Annotated in this window: 23 protein-coding genes and 1 pseudogene; 9 read left to right on the forward strand and 15 right to left on the reverse strand. The window is 67.5% G+C overall.

The window, feature by feature from the left end:
• The first annotated feature begins 70 nt into the window (after positions 1–70).
• Together FCN18_RS09235 and FCN18_RS40505 are read left to right on the forward strand one after the other, a co-directional pair.
• The gene (locus tag FCN18_RS09235) at positions 71–841 is read left to right on the forward strand and encodes an IS256 family transposase (protein ID WP_267285356.1); all 771 of its coding nucleotides are present in this window, start codon (positions 71–73) and stop codon (positions 839–841) included.
• Entirely contained in the window at positions 786–1,169 is a 384-nt protein-coding gene (locus tag FCN18_RS40505) for a transposase (RefSeq protein WP_267285357.1), read from the forward strand. The genes FCN18_RS09235 and FCN18_RS40505 overlap by 56 nt, the downstream gene beginning before the upstream one ends.
• Before the next feature lie 125 nt (positions 1,170–1,294).
• Here the strand turns inward: FCN18_RS40505 and FCN18_RS09240 are convergent, their stop codons facing one another.
• The 8 genes from FCN18_RS09240 to FCN18_RS09275 all read right to left on the reverse strand — a co-directional run bounded on the left by FCN18_RS09240 (position 1,295) and on the right by FCN18_RS09275 (position 9,351).
• On the reverse strand, positions 1,295–2,050 hold the full coding sequence (locus FCN18_RS09240; protein WP_137094465.1) for an SDR family NAD(P)-dependent oxidoreductase: 756 nt from the start codon (positions 2,048–2,050) through the stop codon (positions 1,295–1,297).
• A gap of 113 nt (positions 2,051–2,163) precedes the next feature.
• The gene (locus FCN18_RS09245; RefSeq protein ID WP_137094467.1) at positions 2,164–2,940 is read right to left on the reverse strand and encodes an IclR family transcriptional regulator; all 777 of its coding nucleotides are present in this window, start codon (positions 2,938–2,940) and stop codon (positions 2,164–2,166) included.
• Positions 2,933–4,036, reverse strand: coding sequence for an ABC transporter ATP-binding protein (locus FCN18_RS09250; protein ID WP_137094469.1), 1,104 nt, complete (start codon positions 4,034–4,036; stop codon positions 2,933–2,935). Before FCN18_RS09250 ends, FCN18_RS09245 begins: the two co-directional genes overlap by 8 nt.
• 4 nt (positions 4,037–4,040) lie before the next feature.
• Complete coding sequence (locus tag FCN18_RS09255) at positions 4,041–4,844, reverse strand: ABC transporter permease (protein ID WP_137094472.1); 804 nt, start codon at positions 4,842–4,844, stop codon at positions 4,041–4,043.
• Positions 4,841–5,707: an ABC transporter permease gene (locus tag FCN18_RS09260; protein ID WP_137094474.1), complete on the reverse strand. Its 867-nt coding sequence runs from the start codon at positions 5,705–5,707 to the stop codon at positions 4,841–4,843. The genes FCN18_RS09255 and FCN18_RS09260 overlap by 4 nt, the downstream gene beginning before the upstream one ends.
• Entirely contained in the window at positions 5,700–6,635 is a 936-nt protein-coding gene (locus tag FCN18_RS09265; RefSeq protein WP_158303076.1) for an extracellular solute-binding protein, read from the reverse strand. Before FCN18_RS09265 ends, FCN18_RS09260 begins: the two co-directional genes overlap by 8 nt.
• A gap of 158 nt (positions 6,636–6,793) precedes the next feature.
• Positions 6,794–7,345: a VOC family protein gene (locus FCN18_RS09270; protein ID WP_137094478.1), complete on the reverse strand. Its 552-nt coding sequence runs from the start codon at positions 7,343–7,345 to the stop codon at positions 6,794–6,796.
• Positions 7,342–9,351 (reverse strand): alpha-ketoacid dehydrogenase subunit alpha/beta, encoded by a 2,010-nt coding sequence (locus FCN18_RS09275; RefSeq protein WP_137094481.1) that lies wholly within the window; start codon positions 9,349–9,351, stop codon positions 7,342–7,344. Before FCN18_RS09275 ends, FCN18_RS09270 begins: the two co-directional genes overlap by 4 nt.
• 116 nt (positions 9,352–9,467) lie before the next feature.
• Here FCN18_RS09275 and FCN18_RS09280 point away from each other — a divergent pair, with 116 nt between their 5' ends.
• Positions 9,468–9,764: a muconolactone Delta-isomerase gene (locus tag FCN18_RS09280; RefSeq protein WP_137094484.1), complete on the forward strand. Its 297-nt coding sequence runs from the start codon at positions 9,468–9,470 to the stop codon at positions 9,762–9,764.
• 96 nt (positions 9,765–9,860) lie between these two features.
• Here the strand turns inward: FCN18_RS09280 and FCN18_RS09285 are convergent.
• Positions 9,861–10,000, reverse strand: a pseudogene (locus tag FCN18_RS09285) (IS30 family transposase); the annotation flags it as partial.
• Positions 10,001–10,446: 446 nt separating this feature from the next.
• Positions 10,447–11,433, reverse strand: a complete 987-nt coding sequence (locus FCN18_RS09295) for an AraC family transcriptional regulator (protein WP_112271398.1) — start codon at positions 11,431–11,433, stop codon at positions 10,447–10,449.
• A gap of 164 nt (positions 11,434–11,597) precedes the next feature.
• On the opposite strand from FCN18_RS09295, the gene FCN18_RS09300 reads away from it, so the two are divergent.
• Complete coding sequence (locus FCN18_RS09300; RefSeq protein ID WP_137094485.1) at positions 11,598–12,398, forward strand: NAD(P)H-dependent oxidoreductase; 801 nt, start codon at positions 11,598–11,600, stop codon at positions 12,396–12,398.
• A 521-nt stretch (positions 12,399–12,919) separates the two neighbouring features.
• Positions 12,920–13,045 (forward strand): hypothetical protein, encoded by a 126-nt coding sequence (locus FCN18_RS40510; protein ID WP_267285358.1) that lies wholly within the window; start codon positions 12,920–12,922, stop codon positions 13,043–13,045.
• A gap of 290 nt (positions 13,046–13,335) precedes the next feature.
• On the opposite strand, the gene FCN18_RS09305 is transcribed toward FCN18_RS40510, so the two are convergent.
• From FCN18_RS09305 to FCN18_RS09325, 5 genes are all read right to left on the reverse strand, one after another.
• Positions 13,336–14,376 carry an ABC transporter substrate-binding protein gene (locus FCN18_RS09305; protein ID WP_137094487.1) on the reverse strand — a complete coding sequence of 347 codons (1,041 nt, stop codon included), beginning with the start codon at positions 14,374–14,376 and terminating at the stop codon, positions 13,336–13,338.
• Complete coding sequence (locus FCN18_RS09310; protein ID WP_113641624.1) at positions 14,373–15,206, reverse strand: ABC transporter ATP-binding protein; 834 nt, start codon at positions 15,204–15,206, stop codon at positions 14,373–14,375. The genes FCN18_RS09305 and FCN18_RS09310 overlap by 4 nt, the downstream gene beginning before the upstream one ends.
• Positions 15,203–16,234 carry a FecCD family ABC transporter permease gene (locus tag FCN18_RS09315; protein WP_228713810.1) on the reverse strand — a complete coding sequence of 344 codons (1,032 nt, stop codon included), beginning with the start codon at positions 16,232–16,234 and terminating at the stop codon, positions 15,203–15,205. Before FCN18_RS09315 ends, FCN18_RS09310 begins: the two co-directional genes overlap by 4 nt.
• Before the next feature lie 146 nt (positions 16,235–16,380).
• Entirely contained in the window at positions 16,381–18,153 is a 1,773-nt protein-coding gene (locus tag FCN18_RS09320) for a prolyl oligopeptidase family serine peptidase (protein WP_137094489.1), read from the reverse strand.
• A 3-nt stretch (positions 18,154–18,156) separates the two neighbouring features.
• Positions 18,157–19,395, reverse strand: coding sequence for a hypothetical protein (locus FCN18_RS09325; RefSeq protein ID WP_206077848.1), 1,239 nt, complete (start codon positions 19,393–19,395; stop codon positions 18,157–18,159).
• A 79-nt stretch (positions 19,396–19,474) separates the two neighbouring features.
• Between FCN18_RS09325 and amiA the strand changes: the two genes are divergently transcribed.
• From amiA to FCN18_RS09340, 4 genes are all read left to right on the forward strand, one after another.
• Positions 19,475–19,573: a streptamidine family RiPP gene (gene amiA, locus FCN18_RS40515; protein WP_245960170.1), complete on the forward strand. Its 99-nt coding sequence runs from the start codon at positions 19,475–19,477 to the stop codon at positions 19,571–19,573.
• Positions 19,574–19,651: 78 nt separating this feature from the next.
• A complete protein-coding gene (locus FCN18_RS09330) occupies positions 19,652–20,524 on the forward strand; it encodes a hypothetical protein (RefSeq protein ID WP_137094494.1) in 873 nt (290 codons plus the stop codon).
• Positions 20,525–20,559: 35 nt separating this feature from the next.
• Positions 20,560–21,513: a CocE/NonD family hydrolase gene (locus tag FCN18_RS09335; RefSeq protein WP_199542597.1), complete on the forward strand. Its 954-nt coding sequence runs from the start codon at positions 20,560–20,562 to the stop codon at positions 21,511–21,513.
• On the forward strand, positions 21,510–22,949 hold the full coding sequence (locus FCN18_RS09340; protein WP_113641619.1) for a YcaO-like family protein: 1,440 nt from the start codon (positions 21,510–21,512) through the stop codon (positions 22,947–22,949). The genes FCN18_RS09335 and FCN18_RS09340 overlap by 4 nt, the downstream gene beginning before the upstream one ends.
• The last annotated feature ends 30 nt before the right edge of the window (positions 22,950–22,979 follow it).

Here is a 22,979-nt window from a genome sequence, read left to right on the forward strand (position 1 = left end):
GTAGCCGGTTAGAGGGTGGTCACCGCGTGATCCTTCAAGACGACCAAGCCTTTGAAGGAGATCTCATGCGGTGACCAGTGTTCAGCGTATCGGCCCGGGCAAGCCGTTCACCGATCAACTCGTCGCAGCCGGTCCGGATCTGCTGCGCGAGATGCTCGCCTCGTTCGTCCAGACGATCATGGGAGCCAAGGCCGATGCGAGCTGCGGCGCGGGCTATGGCGAGCGCAGTGCCGAGCGCGTCAACTCCCGCAACGGCTACCGGCACCGCGACTTCGACACCCGGGTCGGCACCATCGACCTGGCGATCCCGAAGCTGCGGTCGGGCAGCTACCTCCCGGACTGGCTGCTCGAGCGCCGCAGACGCGCTGAACGGGCGCTGACCAGCGTGGTAGCGACCACTTATCTGCTCGGCGTGTCCGCACGGCGGATGGAGAAACTGACCGAGTCCCTTGGGATCACCAGCCTGTCCAAGTCGCAGGTGTCGATGATGGCGAGCGATCTGGACGCTCAGGTCGAAGCGTTCCGCACCCGGCCACCGGACCAAAGCCCGTACGCGTTCGTCGCCGCCGACGCGCTGGTTTTGAAGGTGCGCGAGAACGGTCGCGTGATCGACGTGCACTGTCTTGTGGCGACCGGTGTCAATGCCGACGGGTACCGCGAGATCCTCGGCGTCCAGGTCACCTCCGGCGAGGACGGCGCCGGCTGGCTGGCCTTCTTCCAAGACCTGACCTTCCGCGGGCTCTCGGGGCGTGCAGCTGGTCACCAGCGACGCACACGCCGGGCTGGTGGCCGCGATCGGCGCCATCCTGCCCGCAGCGCTGCCGAACCCCCTACACCGTGAACCTGATGTCGGTATGCCCCAAACACCCTGGCCCTGGGTGCGGACCCTGCTGCACTCGCTCTTCGACCAAGCCGACGCCGAATCCGTTGCCATGCAATATGATCGCATGCTCGACACGCTAGGCAAGAAACTGCCTACAGTGGCCGAACACCTCGATCAAGCGCGGATCTGCTGGCATTCACCGCCTTCCCCCGCAGGTTTGGAGCAACAACCCCAGCAACGGCTGAACAAGGAGATCCGGCGCCGAACCGATGTGGCCGACATGTTCCCCGACCGCGGCTCCATCGTCCGCCTGGTCGGCGCCGCGCTCGCCGAGCAACACGTCTAATGGATCGAGGAGGACACCACCCCGCAGCACTCACCGCCTGACCCGAACCGGATCAGCGGTGACCGGCCTCACTTACACCACCAGGACTTGACCCGCGAGCGGCCACCAACCACCGCGCGGGCACCTCATGCTCGCACGGCGTTCAGGTCGAAGGCGATCGTCGAGGTCATGCCTCCGTCCACGGTGAGGAACGTCCCAGACACGCCGCCCGCGGCATCACTGGCCAGGAATTCGATACACGCGGCGACTTCGTCCGCGCTGATCAGCTTTCCCGTCGGCGTGGCCGACTCGATGTCGGCGACGCCCGCTGCCAAATCTCCGGTGCTCTCTAGGTGCTGACGCAGCAAGGGTGTGTCGACGGCCCCTGGACAGACCCCGTTGATGCGCACCCCTTGATGGGCATGCTCCAATGCCGCAGCGCGAACGAGCTGGACCAGGCCTCCCTTGGAGACGCAGTAGGCGCCCATCTGTGGCTCGACCAACGTGGCATCGACGCTCGCCACGACCACGATGCTGCCACCACCGCGGCGCACCATCCGGGGGATGCAGAGCTGTATTCCTCGGAGTACGCCGACGACGTTGACGTCGAACAGCTCGCGGAGGTCGTCAGCAGTGGTGTCGAGAATCGGCTTGACCTTGATCTGCCCCGCTGCCCCGACCAGTGCGTCGACCGGGGAGTCACCCAGGACTCGAGCCACCTCGTCCCACGTAGCCGCGTTCGCGACATCGCCCCGGACCGCTACGACCCCCTCGATCGACACCTCCTGGAGATCCACCCCCACGACATTCCAGCCGCGCGCAACGTATCTCCGAGTGACCGCCTCACCCACACCCGAGGCGCAGCCGGTCACCAGTGCGGTTCCAGGCCCGGTCGTCGTCATTGTCGTTCCCTTCTCTCGCTGGTCCAAAATCCGGGCTCGTCAAACCCCACCGCTGACAAGGAGAGGCATCAGCGCCCGGTCCTCTGACTCTCGCTGATTCCTGGCGGACTGGGCTATGGGATCCCGAGGGCGGCGGACTCGCTCGCCGACAGGGCGGCTTCCATGTACTGGTCGAAGTTCCTGTCGAACCTGTCGCTCGGGGCCGAGACCGTGAGCGCCGCGACGACCACCGACTGTGAACGGATCGGGACAGCGAGGCAACTCACCCCTGGTGCGAACTCCTCGCGGTCGACGGCGAATCCCTGCTGGAGGATGCGTTCGAACTCCGCCTCGAGCTCGATGCGTGCGGTCGTCGTGTGCTCGGTCAACGGCGCGAAGGGATCCGCGCCAAGGACCTCGTCCCTGATCTCCGATCGAGCATGCGCCAGCAGCAGCTTTCCGGTGGCCCGGGCGTGCTCGTTGCCTACGGCCCCGGCGGCGAGCCCGACTACCGAGACGGCCTGAGATCCTTCCACGATGGCCAGGATCTGCACCTTCGAACGCCGCCATGCGCTGAGGTACGCGGTCTCCGACGTCTGGGCTGCCAGGCGTTGCAACGGGCCCTTGTAGTAGTCGGGGATCGCTAGGTTGCGGTTCACGGCATCGGCGATGAACTCGGCTGCAGGGCCCAGCACGTACCGTCGACCGGAGTCCTTGTAAAGCAGTCCTTCTGTCGCCAAGGTAGTGAGGAGGTGATAGGTCGTCGGCAGGGACAAATCCATCGCCTGCGCGACTTCGCTCGCCGTGAGGCCGTCGTCCTGGGCGGCGACCCGAGCCAGGATCTGACTCGCGCGCGCGACGGACTGGATGATCGTCGGGTGGGACGACCGCGAGGATGCGCCGTTACTCATGGGGACATTCTTCCTGCGCCTCCGGCACTACCCAGGAGGCGCCAACCTGCCACGACATCCAGGCCGTGTCACCCGGGCGTAGTCGGGAAGTCTTCGAGCCGGGCTCGCGCACGATGCCACTGGCGCCGTCTGGCAGGGTCACCTTCGTACGACGGGTGGGCCCGAGCGACTCTACGTTCTCGATCCTGACCTCGAGGACGTTCGTGCTCCGGAGTGGTTTGTCCTCGCTGAGCTCGATCTGCTCGGGGCGCAGCAGCAATGTGCCCGATCCGGTGACGTCGTGACCGTCGACGGGGACCCGCGTGTCCCGGTAGTGGAAGATCGACTGCCCGCCCACGGCGTGCACCGTCCCACGCAACATCGTCGACTCGCCGAGGAAGGTGGCGACAAATGTGGTCCTGGGCCGGCTGTACAGCTCGTGCGGCGTGCCGACCTGCTCGACTCGGCCGCCGTTCATCACGGCGATCCGATCCGACATCACCATCGCCTCCTCTTGGTCGTGCGTGACGAACACGACCGTGCTGCCGACCTCCTCGTGCAGTTGCCTCAGCTCGGACTGCATCTCGTCCCTGAGCCGCTTGTCCAGCGCCCCGAGCGGTTCGTCCATGAGGAGGATCTGCGGTCGGAACACGATCGCTCGGGCCACGGCGACGCGCTGCTGCTGGCCGCCCGAGAGCTGGCTCGGCCGTCGATCGGCGAATCCGTGCAGGTCGACCATCGCCAGTGCCGCGCGGACGAGGGCTGCCCGATCCGACTTGGACATCTTTCGGCGCTTGAGCGGGTACGCGATGTTGTCGGCGATCGTCATATGTGGGAAGAGGGCGTAGTTCTGGTAGACCATGCCCATGTCTCTCCGGTTCGGGGGGAGGTGGTCGATCTGCGCACCGTTCACGCGCACCTCTCCCGCGTTGGCCCGGGCGAAGCCTCCCATGAGATTGAGCAGCGTCGACTTTCCCGAGCCCGACGGACCGAGAAGGGTCATGAACTCGCCGCCCTTGATTCGCAGGTCGATGTCGCGGAGGACGGCTGTGTCACCGTATGACAGGTGCACGCCATCGAGATCGATCGAGGCCCCTCGCTGGGCTAGATCCTGCATGCGTTCAGTCCTTCCTGGTGAGGTGACGTCGACGCCACGACATGGCGGCGAGGGCGAAGGCTGCCGTGATGACGGTGAGAGCCGCGACGAACGTGGCGGCCGCGGCGACGGTGGGGTCAGTGCTTCGGGTCATGCTGGAGTACATCTCGATGGGCAGTGTCCGAAGGTACGGCGAGCCGAGAAAACCGGCTATCACCACCTCGTTGAACGACACGACAAACGCGAACAGCGCGCCAGCGATGACGCCCGGCGCCACGAGGGGCAAGACGATGAGCCGCATTGTGGTCACGGGTCCCGCGCCCAACCCACGGGAGGCCTGCTCCAGGTTGTCGTCCAGTGCGTCGAGGCTGGCGGACACTGTGATGAACGCGAGAGGCAGCCCTAGGAGCGCATGGGCGAGGACGAAACCCGCCGTCGTTCCCACCAGTTGGGTGCGGATCAACATCGCGTAGAGACCCACGGCGAGCACCACGAGCGGGATGAGCAGGGGCAGCGTGACCAAGGCGCGGGCCACCACGCGGTGGGTCCGCCGTACTCGTCGCAGGCCGAGCGCCGCCATGGTGCCCGCGACGGTCGCCACCAATGCCGCGAGGAGGGCGATCCGCAGTGAGCTGACCAACGAGTCCAGCCATACGGGGTTCGTCAGCAGCTCTCGATACCAGCGCGGCGACCACGACTCCGGGGAGCTGATGGCAAAGGACGACGTCGGGGTGAAGCTTACGGGGATCACGGCGAGAATCGGCAGCACGATCGTCACGGCGAGAAGGACGGCGAACACCGGGAGAACGTGGCGTCGGTGCGGCATCATGACCTTCCTCCGCGTCGGTTCGCACCGACGATCCTGACGACGCCAGTGAGCAGCGCGAAGACCGCGGCTGTCCCGAGGATGAGGACGACGGCCAGCGCGCCGGCGCGTCCCCACGCGAGGAGGTCGTTGACCTGCGTGTGGATGGTCTGCCCGATCAGCGCTTGGCGTGGCGATCCGAGAAGTTGCGGCAGGACGTAGAAGCCGAGGCTGAAGACGAAGACGAACACCACCCCGCTGGCGATGCCGGGAATGGTCAGCGGTACGAAGACCGTCCAAAAGGCTCTCGTGCGGGTGGCGCCCAGACCCATGGCGGCCGGAACGAGCTTCGGGTCGACCGACCTCATCGTCGTGTACAACGGGAGGATCATGTAGGGGATGAGGATATGGGTTAGCCCGAGGACCACGGCAGGGAGCGTTCCGAGCAGGCCGTCGCCCAACCCGAGCGGAAATAGCTTGGATGCCAAGCCGCCGGGCTGGAGGATCACCAGCCACGCGAACGCGATGACAAGGACGCTGATCATCAAGGGCAGGACCACACAGCCGAGCAGGAAGACTCGCATCTTCGGACCGGCCGTGAGCATCGCGTACGCGTACGGATAGCCCAGGGCGAGGCAGACCAGTGCGGTCAATGCCGCCGTCGAGAATGTCCTCAACGTGATCTCGAGGTACACCGGATTCGAGAAGAGCCATACGTATCCGTTGACCCCGCCGGTTGTATCGACCACCGACAGCCAGACGCTGAGCCCCAGTGGAATGGCGAGGCCAACGGCAAGAAGCAGCGCTGCGGGTGCCAGGAGCGCCAGCTCGCCCTGGATGCGCCGAGGCCGTCGGCGCTGCGCACCGCTGAGAACGGCGCTACCCATTGGTCCAGTCGATCCAGCGGTCGGTCAGCGTGCCGAGGTTCGCCGCCCAGAAGTCCTCGTCGATCCAGACCTGGTCGGAGTAGTCGCTCGACGTGACTTGGACGTCGCGGGCGAAGGCATCGAGGTCGGGATCGGCGTTGCGGTTCCCGGTCTCGTACGACGTGAGCTCCGCATACTCCGCCCCTTGCTCGGCGCCGAGCCAGTAGTTGATCAGCGCCATCGCCGCGGCCGGGTCACGTGCTCCTTTCGGCACGACGAACCACGATGTCGCATTGATGGGCTGGGTCTTGACAGTCCCCCAATCGCTCCCCGCTTTGTTGCTGAACCCGACCCGACCGCTCCAGAAGATCCCCATGGCGGCCTGCCCGCTGCCCATGATCTGCTCTTGTTCCGCTCCCGAGGACCAGAACACCAGGTCGTCGCGGATCGTGTCGAGCTTGTCGAGTGCGCGCTCGACATCCAGCGGATACAGGTCGTCTGGCTTGACTCCGTCGGCCAAGAGCGCCGCCTCCAGGGTTCCGGTGGGATTCGTCGCGCTCACTGCCCTCTTGCCCGGGAACGCCTGCGTATCGAAGAAGTCGGCCCAACGCGTCGGCGCTTCCGCGAAGGCCCCGCGGTCGAAGGCGAGCACGTTCCCGTAGATGTCTGCCGGGACGCCGCAGTCGCCGAGGGTGAGCCCATCCGTGAACTCCGAACCGTCGATGATCGACTCGTCTGGCGCTAGTAGCAGGTCGCAGTGGCCGGCCGCCCATACCGAGTCGACCGTGACGACGTCCCACGTGACTTGGTTGTTCTCGACCTGTGCCTGCAGCTTGGCGTAATTGGTCGGACCGTCCTCGACGATCGTCGCGCCCGACGCCTCCGTGAAGCCCTCGAGCACCTTCATCTGGGCCTGTTGCGACTCGCCGCCCCAACTCGTGAACGTCAAGGTGACTCCGTCGAGCGCCCCAGGCTTCACCGAGCCTGCCCTGGCGGTGTCTCCGAGCTTGCTCGCGGAGTCTTGTCCGGCGCCCGGACCAGGTGGGCTGCAGGCGCCCAACAATATGGGAAGTACGAACGCGCACACGGTCAGCGCGACTGATGTCCTCATGCCGATCCCCCGAGGTGTCGATCACTTCTCGCGGGCTCTTGGAACAGCTCGACGGTGATTCCGTCGGGATCGCGGAGGTAGACGATCTTGCCTCCTGCGTTCGGCCCCCACGTCACGTCAACCGGAGTTTTCGACCTGAACTCCGCGATCGCGGAGAGGCGCTCGAACTCGGCGTCGAGATCGTCCACGGTCAGGCACAGGTGCGCGTTCCCGACCGTAAACGTCTCCATCGAGACCGTCGTGGGCTCGGGGTGTAGATACTGGAGAAGTTCCAGGTGTATCCCGCCGGGGAGCTCGAAGAGCGCGCAGTCCAACCTGCAATCGTCGTAGCCGACCACGTCCGAGAGGTATCGAGCGTCCCAGATTCTCCGCCAGAGGGGTTCCCTCCGCAGCAGCACGCTGTACCACTCCACCGAGCGATCGAGGTCTGCGACCGAGAAGCCCATGTGGTCGACGCGTTGACGCGGAGTCCGGCCATCCGCGTCGTCGCGTTCGACCGCCCACGATGACGGATGAATGAGAGCGTCGGTGTCGTCGCGGCGCATCATCGGACCACCGCCTCACCAGCGCCACGGGCGGACCGCGCGCCAGTGATGTCCGGCGACAGCAGGCCTCGACAAGTCTCGACGAGCTGGCGCACACCCGGCAGCACGGCCTTCTGCAGCGACGGCGCGGCCGGCACGCGAATGTCAGGCGCCGCGACTCTCTCGACCGGGGCGGCGAGCGAAGCGAAATGTTCCGCCTGGACTCGCGCCACGATCTCGGCGCCGAAACCACCGGTCAGGTTCGCCTCGTGCGCAACGACCACCCTGCCGCCGGCGGCTCGCACGGCGCTGTGAAGCGCCTCTTCATCCAGCGGTCGCAACCACCGCAGGTCCAGGACGGACACCTCGATCCCGGCCTCGGACAACTGGTCCGCTGCCTGGAGAGCCGGAGCGACCATCGTCCCCCACGTGACGATGAGTGCGTCCCTTCCTTGTCTGCGAAGGACCGCGCCGCGCCCGAGAGCTGGATTCGCGGCGATGTCGACCTCACCCTTCACCTGGTACAGCGACCGTGCTTCGATGACGATGCAAGGATCGTCGTCGGCGATGGCCGCGCGCAGCATCGTGTAGGCGTCCTGTGGCGTGGCAGGCAGACAGACCTTCAAGCCCGGCACGTGAGCCAGCAATGCCTCGAGGCTCTGTGAGTGCTGTGCGCACGACCCGGGAGTCGCGCCCTGCTGGGTCCGTACGACGAGCGGGACGCTGAGGTCTCCTCGCGTGACGTAGTGGGCATTGGCGGCCTGATTCACCAGCTGGTCGAGGGCCACGAGCAGGAAGTCCGCCCACATGATCTCGACGACCGGTCGCATCCCGCGCATGGCCGCGCCCACCGCGGAGCCCAGGATGGCGCTCTCCGCGATCGGCGTGTCGAAGACGGAATCCCTTCCATGCTTCTTCTGGAGGCGCCGAGTCACGCCGAAGATTCCGCCGGCATTGCCGACGTCCTCGCCATAGACGAGAAGCTCTGGCCGTGCGCTGAGTTCAATGTCGAGGGCCCGATTCAGCGCCATCTGAAAGGTCAGCTCGGTCGGCGCGGCGGCTTCGACTTCGATGGGCGTTGGGGTGCTGCGGTGATTGAACGCATGCCCGCTCGACCGGCTAGGGTCCGCGTCAGGCATGTCCGCGACGAGCTCGGCCGCATACCTTACCTCCTCGTTGACCTCGGCATGAATCTGCTCCAGCAGCGCATCGGCGACTCCTTCGTCACGTAGCCGTGCGGCGAGGCGGACGAGTGGATCACCGGCGCGGGCGGTCTCCTTGTCGTCTGCCGACCGGTAGTGCTCGATGTCCCGGTTGTAGTGCCCACGGAGTCGGACCGTCTGGCAGTCGAGAAAGATCGGTCCGGCCCCGGCGCGCGCGGTCGCCAGGGCGTCTTCGACCGCTCGCTCCACTGTTTCGGGATCCCCTCCGTCGACGGTCAGGGCGCGGATCCCGTAGCCGCTGACACGATCGACGAGAGATCCCCGAATCATCTGCGATGTCGGCGTCATCTCCGACCACCCGTTGTTCTCACAGATCACGACCAAGGGAAGGCTCTCGGCTGCTGCGAACACGAGGCCCTCGTGGAGAGCACCCTGACTGAGAGCGCCGTCCCCGACCGACACGACGGTGACCCCGCCGTCGGCTCGGCGAGTCGAGGCGACGGCAGAGCCGGCACCAATCGGAACCCCGGCGCCGACGATGGAGTTCTCCCCCAGGAAATGGTGCTCGGGCGAGCTCAGGAGCGCGGACCCGGCGCGTCCACCGTTGAGTCCGCCCTCCTTGTGGCAGATCTCCGCCAGAACTCCCACGATCGGCGCACCCTTGACGATCGCCCAGCCGTGGCCCCTATACGTCGCGACCACCCAGTCGTCTGGTCGCAGTGCGCGAGCGGCTCCGACCGGGATGGCCTCCTGACCCTCACATACGTGGATAGAGCCCTTGATGATCCCGGCGGCGGACAGTTCGAGGCACTTCTCCTCGAACGCTCGGATGCGCGCCATGGACCGGTACGACTCAACAAGCGACATGTCAGAGCCACCGCACTTTCATCATTTGTAAGTTGATTTACTCATCTGCAAGTTAATCCGCCGACCGCACGGCGTGTCAAGGCCGCAACGGGAACGACACGGCACACAATCGCGGCATGGAGTTCTTGGTCCGATTGACAATCGATGTGCCGCGAGATCTCTCGCACGACGAGTTTCGCGATCTGATGGCGAGCGAGCAGAAACGTGGCGAGGAACTGATCTCGCAAGGCCTCCTGCGGTCGATCTGGCGCGTCCCCGGAGCCAGGGCGAACATCTCGCTCTATGACGTCAAGGACGCCACGGCGCTGCACGAGACGTTGACGTCGCTGCCAATGTGGCCGTGGATGACCGCGGAAGTCCAACCCCTGGCCACACACCCGTTGACCGTCGAGACGAGTGACCGGCCAGCGTGACTCCCCGATTCGGGACTGACACGCGCACTTCGCCGTGAGGCGTGCACATCCCCAGGCTGGTAGCGGTTTCTCGGGGTGCTCGCAACACCTGATGGCCTATGTGGTTGTCAGTAGATCACGCAGGCACTCGGCTGGATTTTCCAGCCGAGTGTTTTGCGTGGTCGGCCGCTGGGTTGCTGGGCGACGTGCTGGAGCTCGGCAGCGCTGTGCACGGACAGGTCGGTCCCCTTGGGCGCCTCTGTGTTTGTCAAGTCGCTAATTCTGGCGTTGCAGGCTTGGTCTCGGCGGACCTGGGAAGTGACTTCTCCGAAGAGCTGGCGGTAGGGGTTGAGTCAGCCGCGCTGGATGTCAGAGTCGCCCCTGGTGCCCTCCCAGGCTCGCTGTTCACGTGCGGCGCCGTTCGTCGGCGATCATTGTTCGCCAGACGTGGTCGGCGAGGCGGCGTTCCAAGCAGCGTTGCGCTTCACGAGGTGTTTTGCCCTTGTCGACGACGCTCGAAAACGAGGCCGTAGCGACGGTCGAAAACGAGGCCACCCAGACAGATTGGATGGGTGATCTCGGTGGAGGGCTGGGCGTTGATCCGGCCCCTCTCCGACCGCCAACCGGTCGATGACGTGGTCCGCGGCGCCCAGCCTGCCGTGGCGATTGCCATATGTACCAACAGTGTCGGCGGTGCTTCCGATCAGGTAGCACGCGGTGTCTGTGACCGCCTGTATGAGGCTCGTCTCGCGGACATGGCGCGTTGTTGGCTGGGCCGGATGCCGTATTCGCGCCTGAACGCTGTGCTGAGGGCGTAGGCGTTGGTGTATCCCACCTGCCGGGCGATCGAGTCGACGGTGTCGTCGCTGCGCTGCAGCAGGTCGGCCGCCAGGCACAGGCGCCATTTGGTGAGGTAAGTGATGGGCGGCTCATCCATCAGGTCGGTGAATCTGCGGGCGAACGTCGCCCGCGACACCTTCGCCTGGCGCGCCAGGGTCTCGATGGTCCAGGGCCGAGCTGGTTGGTCGTGGATCGCTCTGAGGGCGGCGCCTACGATCGGGTCCGCCGTGGCCCGATACCACTGGGGTGCGCACACTTCGGGGAGGGCGAACCAGTCACGCAGGGTTCCGATCAGCATGAGGTCCAGGAGTCGGTCGAGGACGGCCTGCTGTCCTGGCTCGTCCCGCGTGATCTCGGCCTCGAGAAGTTCGAGCGGCACCGACTGCTGCCGCTGGCGGGGAACCACAAGGACACGAGGCAGGGCGTTCAGGAGACGGTCGGCGATCCGGCCTGCAGTGGTGTAGGAGCCGGTGAGCAGCGCGTGCTCGGCATCGAGGTGCGTGCCGCAGGTTCGTACGCCTAGGGAGATGCTTTCCTCGGAAATGACGTTACCCGCCGCGTCGGTGCAGGTGCCGGCTTCGGTGAGGACGTAGAAGGGTTCAGACCCCGCATCGGGGTCGCTGGTGACGCTGAACGGCGTCGGCCCGGTGACGATGGCGAGGTCGCGGTTCCGCAGGCGGACAGGCGAGGTGTCGTCGGGAACGATCCACCCCTCTCCGCGCAGCATGGTCACGAGGGTCATCGAGGCGCGGTCGGTGAAGCTGATCGACCAAGGCGGGGTGATCAGATTCTGGCCGAGCAACGCTCCCGCAGAACGGATGTGGTCGAGCACGTCGGTGAGGGTGTCCACGCCGCGAGCTTAGACGATCAGGTATCGAATTGAGATTCTTAGCGATTCTGCGTCTCACTGTCCGGGGCTGGAATGGAAGCAGGACCGCGCCCGCTGGCCTTCACGGCGCTTGGTGCCACCCGTGCCATGACGGCGATCTCGAACTACGCCCCAGAAGGTGACGCATGACCATCACCCACCCGCCAAAGCCTGGCAATGCCCTGTGGATCTACGCACACCCACGCCGTGGATCGCTCAACGACCACCTTTTTCAGGCAGGGACCGAGGCGCTGTCGCAACGATATGAAGTTGCGACCTCGGATCTGTACGCCCAGAGTTTCGACCCAGTGCTGACCGAGCGTGACCTGGGGGATCTAGCCAGACGGCCGGGGAACCTCGTCGAGTTGACCGGCGAAGCCTACGCCCGTGGGGACATCCCCTCCGATGTACGCCACGAGCAGGCCAAGCTCGCAGCGGCGGAGCTGCTCGTCCTACAGTTCCCGCTCTGGTGGTACGGCCCGCCGGCAATCCTCAAGGGCTGGTTCGACCGGGTGCTGATGAACGGATTCGCCCACGGTGACCTCGACCCCGAGCTCGGCGTACCTCGCCGCTATGGTGACGGCGGTTTGGGCGGACGCAAGGCCCTGATTGTCGTGACCGCTGGTGAAGACGAGCGCTCCATCGGGCCACGCGGGATCAGTGGCGATATTGATTCCCTGCTCTTCCCCCTCACCCACGGCACCCTGTGGTACGTCGGGATCGAGGTGCTGGATCTGCAGGTGATTCATGACGCCGACGCGTTGGACACCGCAGGCGCCGATCGCCAGACCAAACGCCTGCTGGACAGACTGAACAACATCGACACCGAGCCCGCCCGACGGTTCCGACGCCTGCGCGACGGCGACTACTGCGGCACACGCGCGCTGCGGGAAGACCTGCTGCCTGGCCGCACAGACCTGGGTATCCATCTCGCTCATGACGGCTGAACCAGCGACTCGAAGGGGAACCGACAGCGCGGGAGCTTGCCGCTCTGATCACCCCGAACAGACCGACACGCCTGCGCCGGCGCGATCCATAATCCACTGTGGACCAACTGGTGGCAGACACCAGTGCCGGTGACAAGCTGCCAAAGGCGGTCGAGACAGCCGCGGGAGACGATCTCGATTGTGATCAACGCCAGGACGAGGATAGTCCCTCATCAGAAGGCCCGACCTCCTTGCCCCGGCGATCGCCGTACTGGCGATGGGGCCGCTCGTGATGATCTGTATGCGACCGGCGACCTGTGACTATGCGGACACCCGCCGTCGATGCGACGAGGCGAACGAGGGCATCAACGCCGCCGTGGTCGGGTTCGTCCAAGGTATGCCGGTGGTCCGCACCTTCGACGACGGCACGACCTCGTTTCCGTCGCTTCGCCGAACGGGTGCAGGAGTTCACGGCCGCGACCTCTGCGTGGCAGGACAGCAGCCGCGGGGCGATGATCCTGTCCCGGCTGGCTATGGGTCCGATGCCGACACTTGTGCTCGTGCTGGCTGCCGGGACCTGGCTCACGGCGGCGGGTGCCATGTCCCCGGCGCAGCTGCTCGGTGCACTGATCCTGGGCACGCTCCCGGTCGAACGATCCTGCCGCTGATGCATTTGTCGCACCACATCAACGAGTCCAAGGCGGGCGCCGCGCGGATCGTCGAGCTACTGGACATCCCGGCGCTCACCGAACTGGTGCGCCCGGGCGGCCACGCGACGGCGGGTCTGGTTGAGCCGGGACACGCCGCATCAGCGTGTCCCGGCTACCAGTGGGGCCCACACACCTCCGACTGTCTACAATGGACGAACGTCACATCGTGCTGTACGGTGGGTGCTGGCAACTTTGCTGGTGGAACGTTCCCAGGCGCGAGTGCGGGCGTCGGTTGTCGGATATTGGCCCTACTTGAACGCGTCGGGGTAAAGACGGGCCGCGATGGTTTCCACGGCGTCGATGTTTCCGAGCGTTCCGGGGTACAGGTCGCTTTGCGGCACGGCGATGAGGAGGTCGTTCTTCACCGCTGGGATGTCGGGAAACGTGGTGCGCAGGTAGGTGCGGGTTTGTTCTTCCTGCTGGGGGCTCGCGGTGCCGAACACGATGGCTTCTGGGTTGCGGCTGATGATCTCCTCAGGGTTGATCTCGGCCGCGAAGAAGTCGGCGAATTCGGGGGCGTTCGGGTCGAATACGTTCTCCCCGCCGGCCTTGCTGATGATGTCCGCTTCGACGCCGGCTCCGATGGCGCCGAGGGAGTTTCCCTCGACGTAGACCTGTGCGACGGTCAGGCGTGGGTGGTCGGCGATTGCGGTCTCCACGGCCGCAAGCCGATCTTGGGCGTCTCGTGCGAGGTCTGCGGCGGCGTCGGGGACGCGGAGAATGTCGCCGAGGTTGGTGACGTCGGTGAGGACGTCGGTGACCTCGGCGGTGTTGCGCCGGTCAGCGCAGCCACCGGTGGCGACATACGCTTGAGCACCGTTCTGGGCCAGTTGGTCCATGCTTGCGAAGCCCTGCTCGGCGGTGAACTCGTACTCCGTGGGCGAGACCACGAGGTCGGGCTCGGCGGCGAGCAGGGCTTCGCGTGCTGGTGGCGCGTCGGTGCTGAGCACGGGGATGTCGGCTGCCTGCCCCGCGACATCGTCGGGAAGGGGCGAGGTGTCGGTCTGGGCTTGCCCGACGAGGGAATCCTGGACACCGAGGCGCAGGAGCAGCTCGGTCTGTGACGGCATCATGCCCACGACACGGGCCGGTGCGGTGTCGAAGGACAGCTCCCGTCCGCAGTTCGTGATCGTCACCGTCTCGCCTGAGCCGCCGGTGGAGGCGGTGTCGCTGGTGACACCGGTTCCGCACGCAGTCAGGGCCAGTGGCGCCACGGCGAGCAGCGAGAGTGTCGTCGTCAGCGTCCGGCGGCGCGAACGCCGCGACGAGGGGGGCCGGTGAGTGGTCATCGGGTAGTTGTCCCTTCCTGAACGGAGTCCAATGGGTGGACCTGGGCGCGCCCGGCGGGCTGCGGGCTGCGGGAGTCGAAGAGGAAATGCGGCTGCCGGGTGTCCGGATGACTGACGACGGTGGATTCGACCCGGAAGACCGAGCGGATGAGGTCGGTGTCGAGGATGTGCTCGGGCGTGCCGTGGGCGACGAGGTGTCCGTCGTGGAGCACGCCGATGGCGTCGCAGGAGCGTGCCGCGAGGTTCAGATCGTGCAGGGCGATCAGCACGGTACGGTCGGAAGCCCGGATCAGGTCGAGCAGTTCGAGCTGGTGGGCGATGTCGAGATGGTTCGTTGGTTCGTCGAGGACAAGTACCGGCGTGTCCTGGGCGAGTGCCCTGGCGAAGAGCACGCGCTGGCGTTCCCCGCCCGACAGCGCGGAGAAGGACCGGTTGACCAGGTGGCCGGCGCCGACACGGGCGAGGGCGTCGCAGGCGAGGGCGATGTCGGACTCGGAGTCCCGGCCGAAGCCTCGCCCGTGCGGGATGCGTCCGAGGAGCACGAGTTCGAGAACGGGGATCTCGAATTCCTCGCTGTGTTCTTGCGCCATCACCGCGACACGTTGCGCGAGCTGCCGACGGGTGAGGGCGGTCATGGGGGTCTCGTCGTAGCGGACCGTTCCTGCGGAGGGCGCGTCGATGCCCGAGACGGCACGAAGCAGCGTGGACTTGCCGCTGCCGTTGGGGCCGAGCAGCCCGAGGACGGTACCGGAGGGCACCGCGATGCTCACGTCGGTGACGATGCGGCGCCCGCCGCGGTGGGCATCGAGGTTCTCGATGGTGACTCTCATCGGCCCACCCCCACGCTGTCGGCGCGGTCACGCCGCAGCAGCCACAGGAAGAAGGGGGCACCGACCAGTGCGGTGAGTACCCCGAGCGGGATCTCGGAAGGGGCGGAGAGGGTGCGGGCAAGCAGGTCGCAGGTGGTCAGGAAGACCGCCCCGGCGAGGAGGGCGACGGGCAGCATCTTGCGGTGATCGGAACCGACGATGATGCGCGCGATGTGCGGGATGATGAGCCCGACGAATCCGATGCCGCCGGACACGGCGACCACGGAGCCGGTCAGCAGCGCAGCGGCGACGAGGATGCCGCTGCGCAGCCGCTTGACGTTGATACCCAGCGAGCTGGCGGCCTCATCGCCGACCAGGAGCGCGTTGAGCGCCCTGGCGCGCAGCGCGGTGAAGAGCCCCACGGCGAACAGGGCGATGGCGGGCAGGATCAGGTGGTGCATCGTCGCCGCCGAGACCGATCCCAGCAGGAAGAACATGATGCTGTAGACGTTCTGCGCATCGGTCGAGATGGTCAGGTAGCTGGTGATCGCGCTGAACAGAGAGCCGAGGGCGACACCGGCAAGGATCAACCGTTGCGGTGCGATCCGACCGCCTTTGCGCGCCAGGACGTAGACGGCCGCGGTGGCGATCACCGCGCCGATGAACGCCGATGCCCCGATCCCCAGTGAGCTGAGCCCGATTCCGAGCACGATGAAGGACACGGCTCCGACTCCGGCTCCCGCGGAGACGCCGAGGATGTAGGGCTCGGCCAGCGAGTTGTGGACCACCGCCTGCATTAGGGCGCCCGCCAGCGCCAGCGCGGCCCCGGTCAGCGCGGCGAGCACGCTGCGCGGTAGCCGGAACTGCCACACCGCATTGTCCTGCACGCTGCTCAGTGAGCCATCGGACATCCACGGCATACCGGGAACGAGATGCCCGACGATGATCTTGAGACTGTCGACGAGCGGCACGCCGATGGTGCCGATGCTCGCCGAGACCACGATCACGGCCAGGAGCGACAACGTCAGCGTGGGTACGAGGATCCGCACGGCGAGGGCTCCACGGCGACGCAGCCGCCGCGGCGGTTCGGGCGGGTTCGGGCCCGTCTCGGCGGGGTTCCCTTCGGTGCCTGGTCGGGAACGCGTCGGGTCCGGCCGGAGAGAGCCCGGGTCCGGGCTCCGGTGGTTGACCGATGTCATGTGCGGTGTGCTCTCTCTTCGGTCGGCGACGTCGTCGGCCGTGCTGGCCCGGTGGTGATGGCGGCGAAGCTGAGCACCGTCGCGCCGAGGCGATGGAGGCTGTCGAGATGGTTGCTGCCGTGGCCGGTTCGGTCGGCACGCCACACGGCGGCGTCGCCGCCCCTGTCCCGCAGGGCGTCGACGACCGCTTGGGTGGCATCGGCGTTGACGCGGGAGTCGTCCGCGAGCACTACGCCGAGGAATCTCGGAAGCCGGATCCCGGCAGGCAGAGTTTGGGCGCGGTGCAACGGTGAGATGCGGCGCAGTTCGTCGATGCCTCCGGGGCTGTCCGGATCGCCGAACTCGTTGATCCAGTGGTGCCCGAGCGGATGGGCGTCGAGGTTGAGCAGGTCGAGCGGTGCCGCGGTGCTGACGACCCCGGCGCACAGGTCCGGGAAGCCGAGTGCGCAACTGGATACCAGCACTCCGCCGTGGGAAGCGCCGACCAGTACGAGCTGGTCGGGGCGGGTGTAGCCGGCCTCGACGAGGCCGCGGGCGACGCAGGCAAGGTCGTCGATACCGCGGTGTTTGTTCCTCCCGCGGCCGGCATCGCGCCAGGCCCTGCCGCGCTCGCCGCCGCCCCGAACGTGTGCGATGGCGTACCGGCCACCGTGTTCGATCCAGGCGGGGATGGTCGGTTCGAACACCGGGAGGCTCGGCACCCCGAATCCGCCGTAGCAGGTCAGGATCAGCGGAGTCGGCCCGTCGATGTCGACGGGAGAGGTGATCGCCACCGATATGTTCTCGCCGTCGTCGGCGGTGACCGTGTGCCATTGGGTGCGGGCGACCGTGGCGTTCTCGCGGCTGCTGGTCTCGGCGGTGTCCGCGAGCAGCTCGAGGGCTGGGACGACGCGTGGGGGCAGGGCCGGCGCTTCGATGAGAACGTGAACCCGGCCGTCGTCGGCACTCACCCCGCTCGCCACGGCCGGAGCTCCTCGGTAGCTGACGAGGCGCTCGTCGATGACGTGTCCGTCGGCGAGCCGGAAGAGGACGCTGTGGCCGTCCCGGACGGCGCCAATGTGCACGTGCCGGCCTGCGACCGCGAGGGACGTGATCTGCAGGGCAGGATCCTGCCAGGACCATTTCTCGGTCCCGCCGCGAGGGTCGAGGACATGAAGCGTGGTGCCGTCGTCGATGAGGACGTCGTCGCCGATGCCGACGACCCGGACGACTGCCGGGAACGAGGCGAAGTGTCTGCCGGTGGCACGGTCGACCATGCGGGTGGGTGTGCCCGGTCGGCTTTCGCAGAGGAGCCCGCGCGGGCCTGCCGGGAACAACCGCACGCGCGCCTCAGCGGTCAGTTCCGTGGTCGTGACCCGCTGGGCGGTCACATCGACGCTGACGAGGCGTTGGGGTTCTCGGGCGACGAGGTCGACCGTGCGCGAGTGCGCGTCCCACACCATGGGCTCGTAGCGACAGCGGATACCCGGATACGGGTGGACCTGACCGGATGCGACGTCCACGATCGCCAGGTCCGCGTTCTCGTCGGCGTGCTCGGCGAGCTGGATCGCGATGTGGCGGCGATCCGGGGCCGCGGCCATGCGCAGAATGTGCCCGTCCGGTTCGATGACGGCCTCACCGGTGTCGGCGCGATAGATGCCGCGACGCTGCCGCCCGGGTAGGCGGCTGAGTGTGAAACCGCTGTCGGGCAGGCCAGGCCGGCCGTGCCGCTCCCAGCGGGACAAGGCGGCATCCAGCGCAGGGTCGATCGGGACGATCACCTCAGTCACGGTTCATCGACCGACCGGGTCGACGGCGCCGCCGTGCCAGTACAGGTGCCCGCCCTCGTCGAGTGGTGTGGGCACGCTGAGGGTGTCGATTCCGTCGTCGCCGATCAGGTGCAGCTGACTGTCTCCGCCGCGGGTGACGGCCACCATCGAACCGGTGGGGTCGAGGGCGATCGCCCTGCGCTGGGCCGGGGAGTCGCCGACCGGATCCCACGGGAGGTGTCCGGCGGCCGGTGGACGGGACAGTGCTGGCAGTGAAACCGTGCGGAGGCGGTGCAGATCCGTGCCGGAGCGGTCGACGATCGTCACTTCGTCGCCGTCGGGATGGATCGTGGCCACCGCTGCCCGCCCTCCGCCGAGCGCGAACCGGAACGCCAGCCCCGGGGGGAGTTCCGTACTGCGCGTGTGGCCGGTGGAGAGATCGACGTCCACGAGATGGTTCGTCCAGGCGGTCCACTGACCAGGGGAGGTGGGACCGCCGCGGACGACGCCGACCGCTCGGCCCGTGGCTGGATCGAAGCGCAGGTAGAACGCTCGCCCCGGAACCGGCCACGGGGTGCGGCCGATCATGCGGGGCACACCCTGATCGATGACGAACCGTTCCAGGCCTCGGCTGGTTGCCGTCGCCGCGATCCCCGTCCGGTGATCGACGGCATCACCATGCCCGTCAGCGGCGAGGTCCGTTGTGGCCCGCCCACTCAGTTCTGGCACGTGCGAACCTACGCCGAGGCCGTCGCGGAGCGGGATCGCTTCGATGGCTCCGGGTTCTCGGTGCCGTAGCACGATCGCCGGTTCGCCGTCGCGCTGGTCGGGCACGACAAGGACGCCGGGTTCGCCGACACGGGTACGAAAGCGCACCGACTCGTCCTGATCGACATCGACGATGGTGACGACATCGCTCCACACGTCCGCGTTCGCGCCCATCCCTGTCGTGATCACGACGTACCGGCCGGTGACATCGCAGGCGAGATGTTCGCCGGGGATCGCGACCGGGATCCGCCTGCGCTCGTCGCCCGTGTGCACCACGAGCGCGCCGCCGCGGTCGTCGACGAAAGCCCACCCGCGAGACCGGCCCGCCCGTTCGGGCAACGACAACACACCCGCGTGTTCGGCCAGCACGCCGCAGCCGAGCGGGTTCACGGCAGCGCCGCGAACGGCGTACACGCGCCCTGCCCGGTAGTCGGCGACCACGAGCCGCGGAGTATCCATGCTCCCAAACCTATTAGATATGAAAATCGTTATCAACTAGGGTCGACGGTGTTCGCCTCGCGAACTCGTGTCGGCCTTCCCGCCGGCACGGCCCATCCATCGAGAGGAGTCCGCAATGGACACGCAGATCGTTGCTGAGATCGAGGAGCCCGAGCAGCTGGCGCACCTGTCGGCCACGCACTCGAACGCTCTCGTCGAGAACCCGTTCGACTGACCACGTCGCCAGCGAGTACACACTCCCGGTCGGGCAGCCCTTCGGGGTTGCCCGACCGGGCCCTTCGAAAGGCCGCCGATGCCCACCGAATCTCGTGTCGCTCACGTGCCCGCCACCGGCGCGCACGTGCTGATCGACTCCGACGGCGCCGCGATGGTGCGCACGTCCGCGGGCCGGTTCCTGCGCCTGCAGGCGCCGCCGCCGGGGCTGTGGGACGTCCTCGCCGGGGACTCGGCCGGTGACGAGGCGACCGCGGCCTACCTCGCCGCGCTCCAGGAGGAGATGGCCTCACGTGAAGCCGCCGACGCTCAGCACCGGTGGCCGGCCTCCAAGCGCACGGTGGGACTGCTCGGATCCGGTGCCGTCATCGACGAGTTGGCCCAGGCACTGGGTGAATGGGAGGTGAGCACACAGCGGTACGCCACGAGCGCGCAATTGCTGGCGACTGGGCACCCGGGGCCGGACGGTGAACCGGTGAACGGTGGGGGCGGGCCCGTAGCGTGCGATCTGGTGATCGCCTATGCGGACTCTGGTGCGGAGCGGGCCGACTGGGGCCGGCTGGATGTCCTGCCGGGCGAGGGGGTGGCGTGGCTGCGCGCCTATCGGGAAGGCGAGAACTGTTTCGTCGATCCGATCGGCGTGACCGCTGAGGACCCGGGAAGCGAGCAGGTGCGGCGCCGGCGTTTGGCGGCCAGCCTCGTGCCCGGACAGTTGGCCGCCTGGCAGCGGGCGGCCCCCGCCGACGGCAGGCCGATACCGTCCAGCGCGCGCACCTTCCTGGTCGGCCGCATCCTCGCCGTTGCCTTGGCGTGGGCGCAGGAGACCGCGCTGCTGGAGGAGTACCGGCAGACGCTGTGGACGTTCGTACCGGCGACCGGCACGGTCAGCGAACACCCTGTCCTGGGCTACGCCCCGCCGTATGTGCCCGATGAGCCGGTGATCCGACGGTGATGACACCCGTGCAGCCACGCGAGCATGTGTGCCGCATGCGCGACGGCACCGAGCTTCGAGGGCAGTTCTGGGAGTGCACGGCCCCGGCCGGCTTGGTCGTGATCCGAACCCCCTACGACGCGCGGCAGCACGCGGCGACGGCGAGATCCTGGTCGGCGCGCGGCTACCACTGCCTGATCCAGGACGTCCGCGGACGGTACCGGTCCGGCGGCGACTGGGCCCCCTACCAGCACGAGGAGGACGATGGGGGCCAGGTGCTCGCCCAGCTGGGCCGCGAGCACCCTCGACTGCCGATCGTGCTGTTCGGCGCGTCCTATGCCGCGCACGCGGCCCTGGAAGCCGCTCGCGGCGCGGCACACGCCGGCAGCGGCACCGTCGCGGCGGTGATCGTGCTCGTCCCGGCGCTGGGACTCGCCGAGACCGCGTGGGACAGCTCAGGTACTCCGCAGATCTGGCATCGAATCGGATGGTGGCACGAACACGGCCGCACCCGCTACGCCCAGAACCCGCTGTCCACGGCCGAACTCGCCAGGCGCACAGCGCAAGCCGGCAACGCCGGTGTTGTCGATGCCGCGAAGAACTGGGGCTGGACACCACACGCGCTAGCACAATGGCAGCGGCTTTGGCAGGCCGAACGGATCGACCTGGCCGCACGCTACCCCCTCGATGTCCCGCTGCTGGTGATCAGCGGCGAGGACGACTTCTTCGACAACGACGCCCGTCGCCTAGCGCGCACCTGGACCGCGGCGAGTCACTTCGTCACCGGGCCCTGGGGACACGGGCTGGCCGGAGACATCGCCGACCCCGAGCTGCGGAGCCGTTTCCGCGCCGCCGGCGGCCTGGGCGGCATCATCGAGGCGTGGCTGGCGGCCCACGACCTGCCCGGCACCGCGGCGGCGTGGACCGAGCCCCTGCGGTGCGTGCCTCACTCTCGCTCGACGCTCGATCCCGCCGAGATGGCGTGGCGTCACGAAAGGACCGCACCATGACCCCCGTCGACATCGGCCGACCGCGTGAGCACGCCGCGGGTGAGTTCCCGACGCCAGCACCGCACCGCCAGCGCGTGCTGCCCGTCGAGGCGCTGGTAGACCCGGTGTGCGGCGTCATCCGCTCTGTCCGCCAGGTGCCACACCCCGCCGGTGCGCCCACCGCCTACCTCGCCTTGACCGCGGCCGTCTCGGACGCCCGCCGGCTGGGCGAATGGCCGGCTGACCGCGTGTCCTTGGGCACCTCCTTCGGCGACGTGGAACAGGCCCGCATCGCGGCAGTCGCCGAAGGCGTCGAACGGTACTGCGGCAACTGGCTCCCCGCCGAGCTTCCCGCCGGGGAACTACGCATCGCGACCAGGGCCCAGCTGCTCGACGATGCGCTCACTCCCATCCCACTGAGTGCGCTGCCGGTGTTCGCCCCGTGGCAATACGACCGGGAGAACTTCCCCTACGAGCGACTCACCGAGCACACGCCCACACTGTGGGCCCGCTGCACCGACGAGCACGACGCAGACGTGTGGGTCCCTGCCTCACTGGTCTACCTGAACTGGCGGCAATCCCGATTCCGGCAGCTGCCCCGCATCCATCACCTCAACTACGCGGGCATCGCCACCGGACAAGGCACGCAGGACGCCCGCGACCGCGGCGTACTGGAGATCATCGAACGCGACGCGCTCGAAGTGTGGTGGCACCTCGATGGACCCACGATCGGCATCGACCCCGCCAGTGTGCCCGGCCTCGCGGACGATCTCGACGGCAGCAGCCTGACCGTGTCGCTGGTGGCCATGCCCTCGGAGTTCGCTCCCGCCGTAGCCGCTCTCGTGCACGATCGGGACCGTGGCTTGTACGCGGCGGGATTCTCCGCCGCCCTCGACCCGGCACAAGCCGCCCGCAAAGCCGTCCTGGAAGCCGTGCACACCTGGATCTACACCCAAGGCTGCACGAGCGCCGACGGGTGGGTGTTCCGTGCCGTCGAACAGGGTCTGCTGGCCCGGGGCCTGTACCTCGATTTCCGCGAGGACGCACGTTATCTCGACGCCGCGGGTCAGCACTGCGAGCACATCATCGACCTCGGCGCGCATGTCCAACTCTGGCTCGATCCCCGCGTCCACGCCGAGGCGCGCCGGTTTGCCGCTCCGGCCGGCGGGATACGCCCGATCACCGACCTGCCGGCGGTGACCATGGACGAGGTCTACCAACGTCTGCGCGCACGCGGACATGGCATCCTCACCCGAGACCTGACCACCAGCGACATCCGCCGCACCTCGTTGCGCGTCGTCCGGACCATCATCACCGGTCTTGTCCCCAACGCGCCGGCAGCCTTCGCCTACCTCGGCATGTCCCGCTTCGAGCAGGCCGCCCTCGACCGGGGATGGCGCACCTCATGGGATGGCAGCCCGGCAGACCTCACCTTCATTCCGCCCCCGCATATGTAGGCCCCGCCAATGACCCCCGTGACCACAGGC

The organism is Prauserella endophytica (genome assembly GCF_005146945.1).
GTDB classification, from domain to species: domain Bacteria; phylum Actinomycetota; class Actinomycetes; order Mycobacteriales; family Pseudonocardiaceae; genus Prauserella_A; species Prauserella_A endophytica.

What these genes read in the sequence shown, in the direction of transcription:
- FCN18_RS09240 (WP_137094465.1), bottom strand. Translation starts at nt 2,050, where the DNA reads ATGACGACGACCGGGCCTGGAACCGCACTGGTGACCGGCTGCGCCTCG.
- FCN18_RS09245 (WP_137094467.1), bottom strand. Translation starts at nt 2,940, where the DNA reads ATGAGTAACGGCGCATCCTCGCGGTCGTCCCACCCGACGATCATCCAG.
- FCN18_RS09250 (WP_137094469.1), bottom strand. Translation starts at nt 4,036, where the DNA reads ATGCAGGATCTAGCCCAGCGAGGGGCCTCGATCGATCTCGATGGCGTG.
- FCN18_RS09255 (WP_137094472.1), bottom strand. Translation starts at nt 4,844, where the DNA reads ATGATGCCGCACCGACGCCACGTTCTCCCGGTGTTCGCCGTCCTTCTC.
- FCN18_RS09260 (WP_137094474.1), bottom strand. Translation starts at nt 5,707, where the DNA reads ATGGGTAGCGCCGTTCTCAGCGGTGCGCAGCGCCGACGGCCTCGGCGC.
- FCN18_RS09270 (WP_137094478.1), bottom strand. Translation starts at nt 7,345, where the DNA reads ATGATGCGCCGCGACGACACCGACGCTCTCATTCATCCGTCATCGTGG.
- FCN18_RS09275 (WP_137094481.1), bottom strand. Translation starts at nt 9,351, where the DNA reads ATGTCGCTTGTTGAGTCGTACCGGTCCATGGCGCGCATCCGAGCGTTC.
- FCN18_RS09280 (WP_137094484.1), top strand. Translation starts at nt 9,468, where the DNA reads ATGGAGTTCTTGGTCCGATTGACAATCGATGTGCCGCGAGATCTCTCG.
- FCN18_RS09300 (WP_137094485.1), top strand. Translation starts at nt 11,598, where the DNA reads ATGACCATCACCCACCCGCCAAAGCCTGGCAATGCCCTGTGGATCTAC.
- FCN18_RS40510 (WP_267285358.1), top strand. Translation starts at nt 12,920, where the DNA reads ATGCCGACACTTGTGCTCGTGCTGGCTGCCGGGACCTGGCTCACGGCG.
- FCN18_RS09305 (WP_137094487.1), bottom strand. Translation starts at nt 14,376, where the DNA reads ATGACCACTCACCGGCCCCCCTCGTCGCGGCGTTCGCGCCGCCGGACG.
- FCN18_RS09310 (WP_113641624.1), bottom strand. Translation starts at nt 15,206, where the DNA reads ATGAGAGTCACCATCGAGAACCTCGATGCCCACCGCGGCGGGCGCCGC.
- amiA (WP_245960170.1), top strand. Translation starts at nt 19,475, where the DNA reads ATGGACACGCAGATCGTTGCTGAGATCGAGGAGCCCGAGCAGCTGGCG.
- FCN18_RS09330 (WP_137094494.1), top strand. Translation starts at nt 19,652, where the DNA reads ATGCCCACCGAATCTCGTGTCGCTCACGTGCCCGCCACCGGCGCGCAC.
- FCN18_RS09335 (WP_199542597.1), top strand. Translation starts at nt 20,560, where the DNA reads ATGCGCGACGGCACCGAGCTTCGAGGGCAGTTCTGGGAGTGCACGGCC.
- FCN18_RS09340 (WP_113641619.1), top strand. Translation starts at nt 21,510, where the DNA reads ATGACCCCCGTCGACATCGGCCGACCGCGTGAGCACGCCGCGGGTGAG.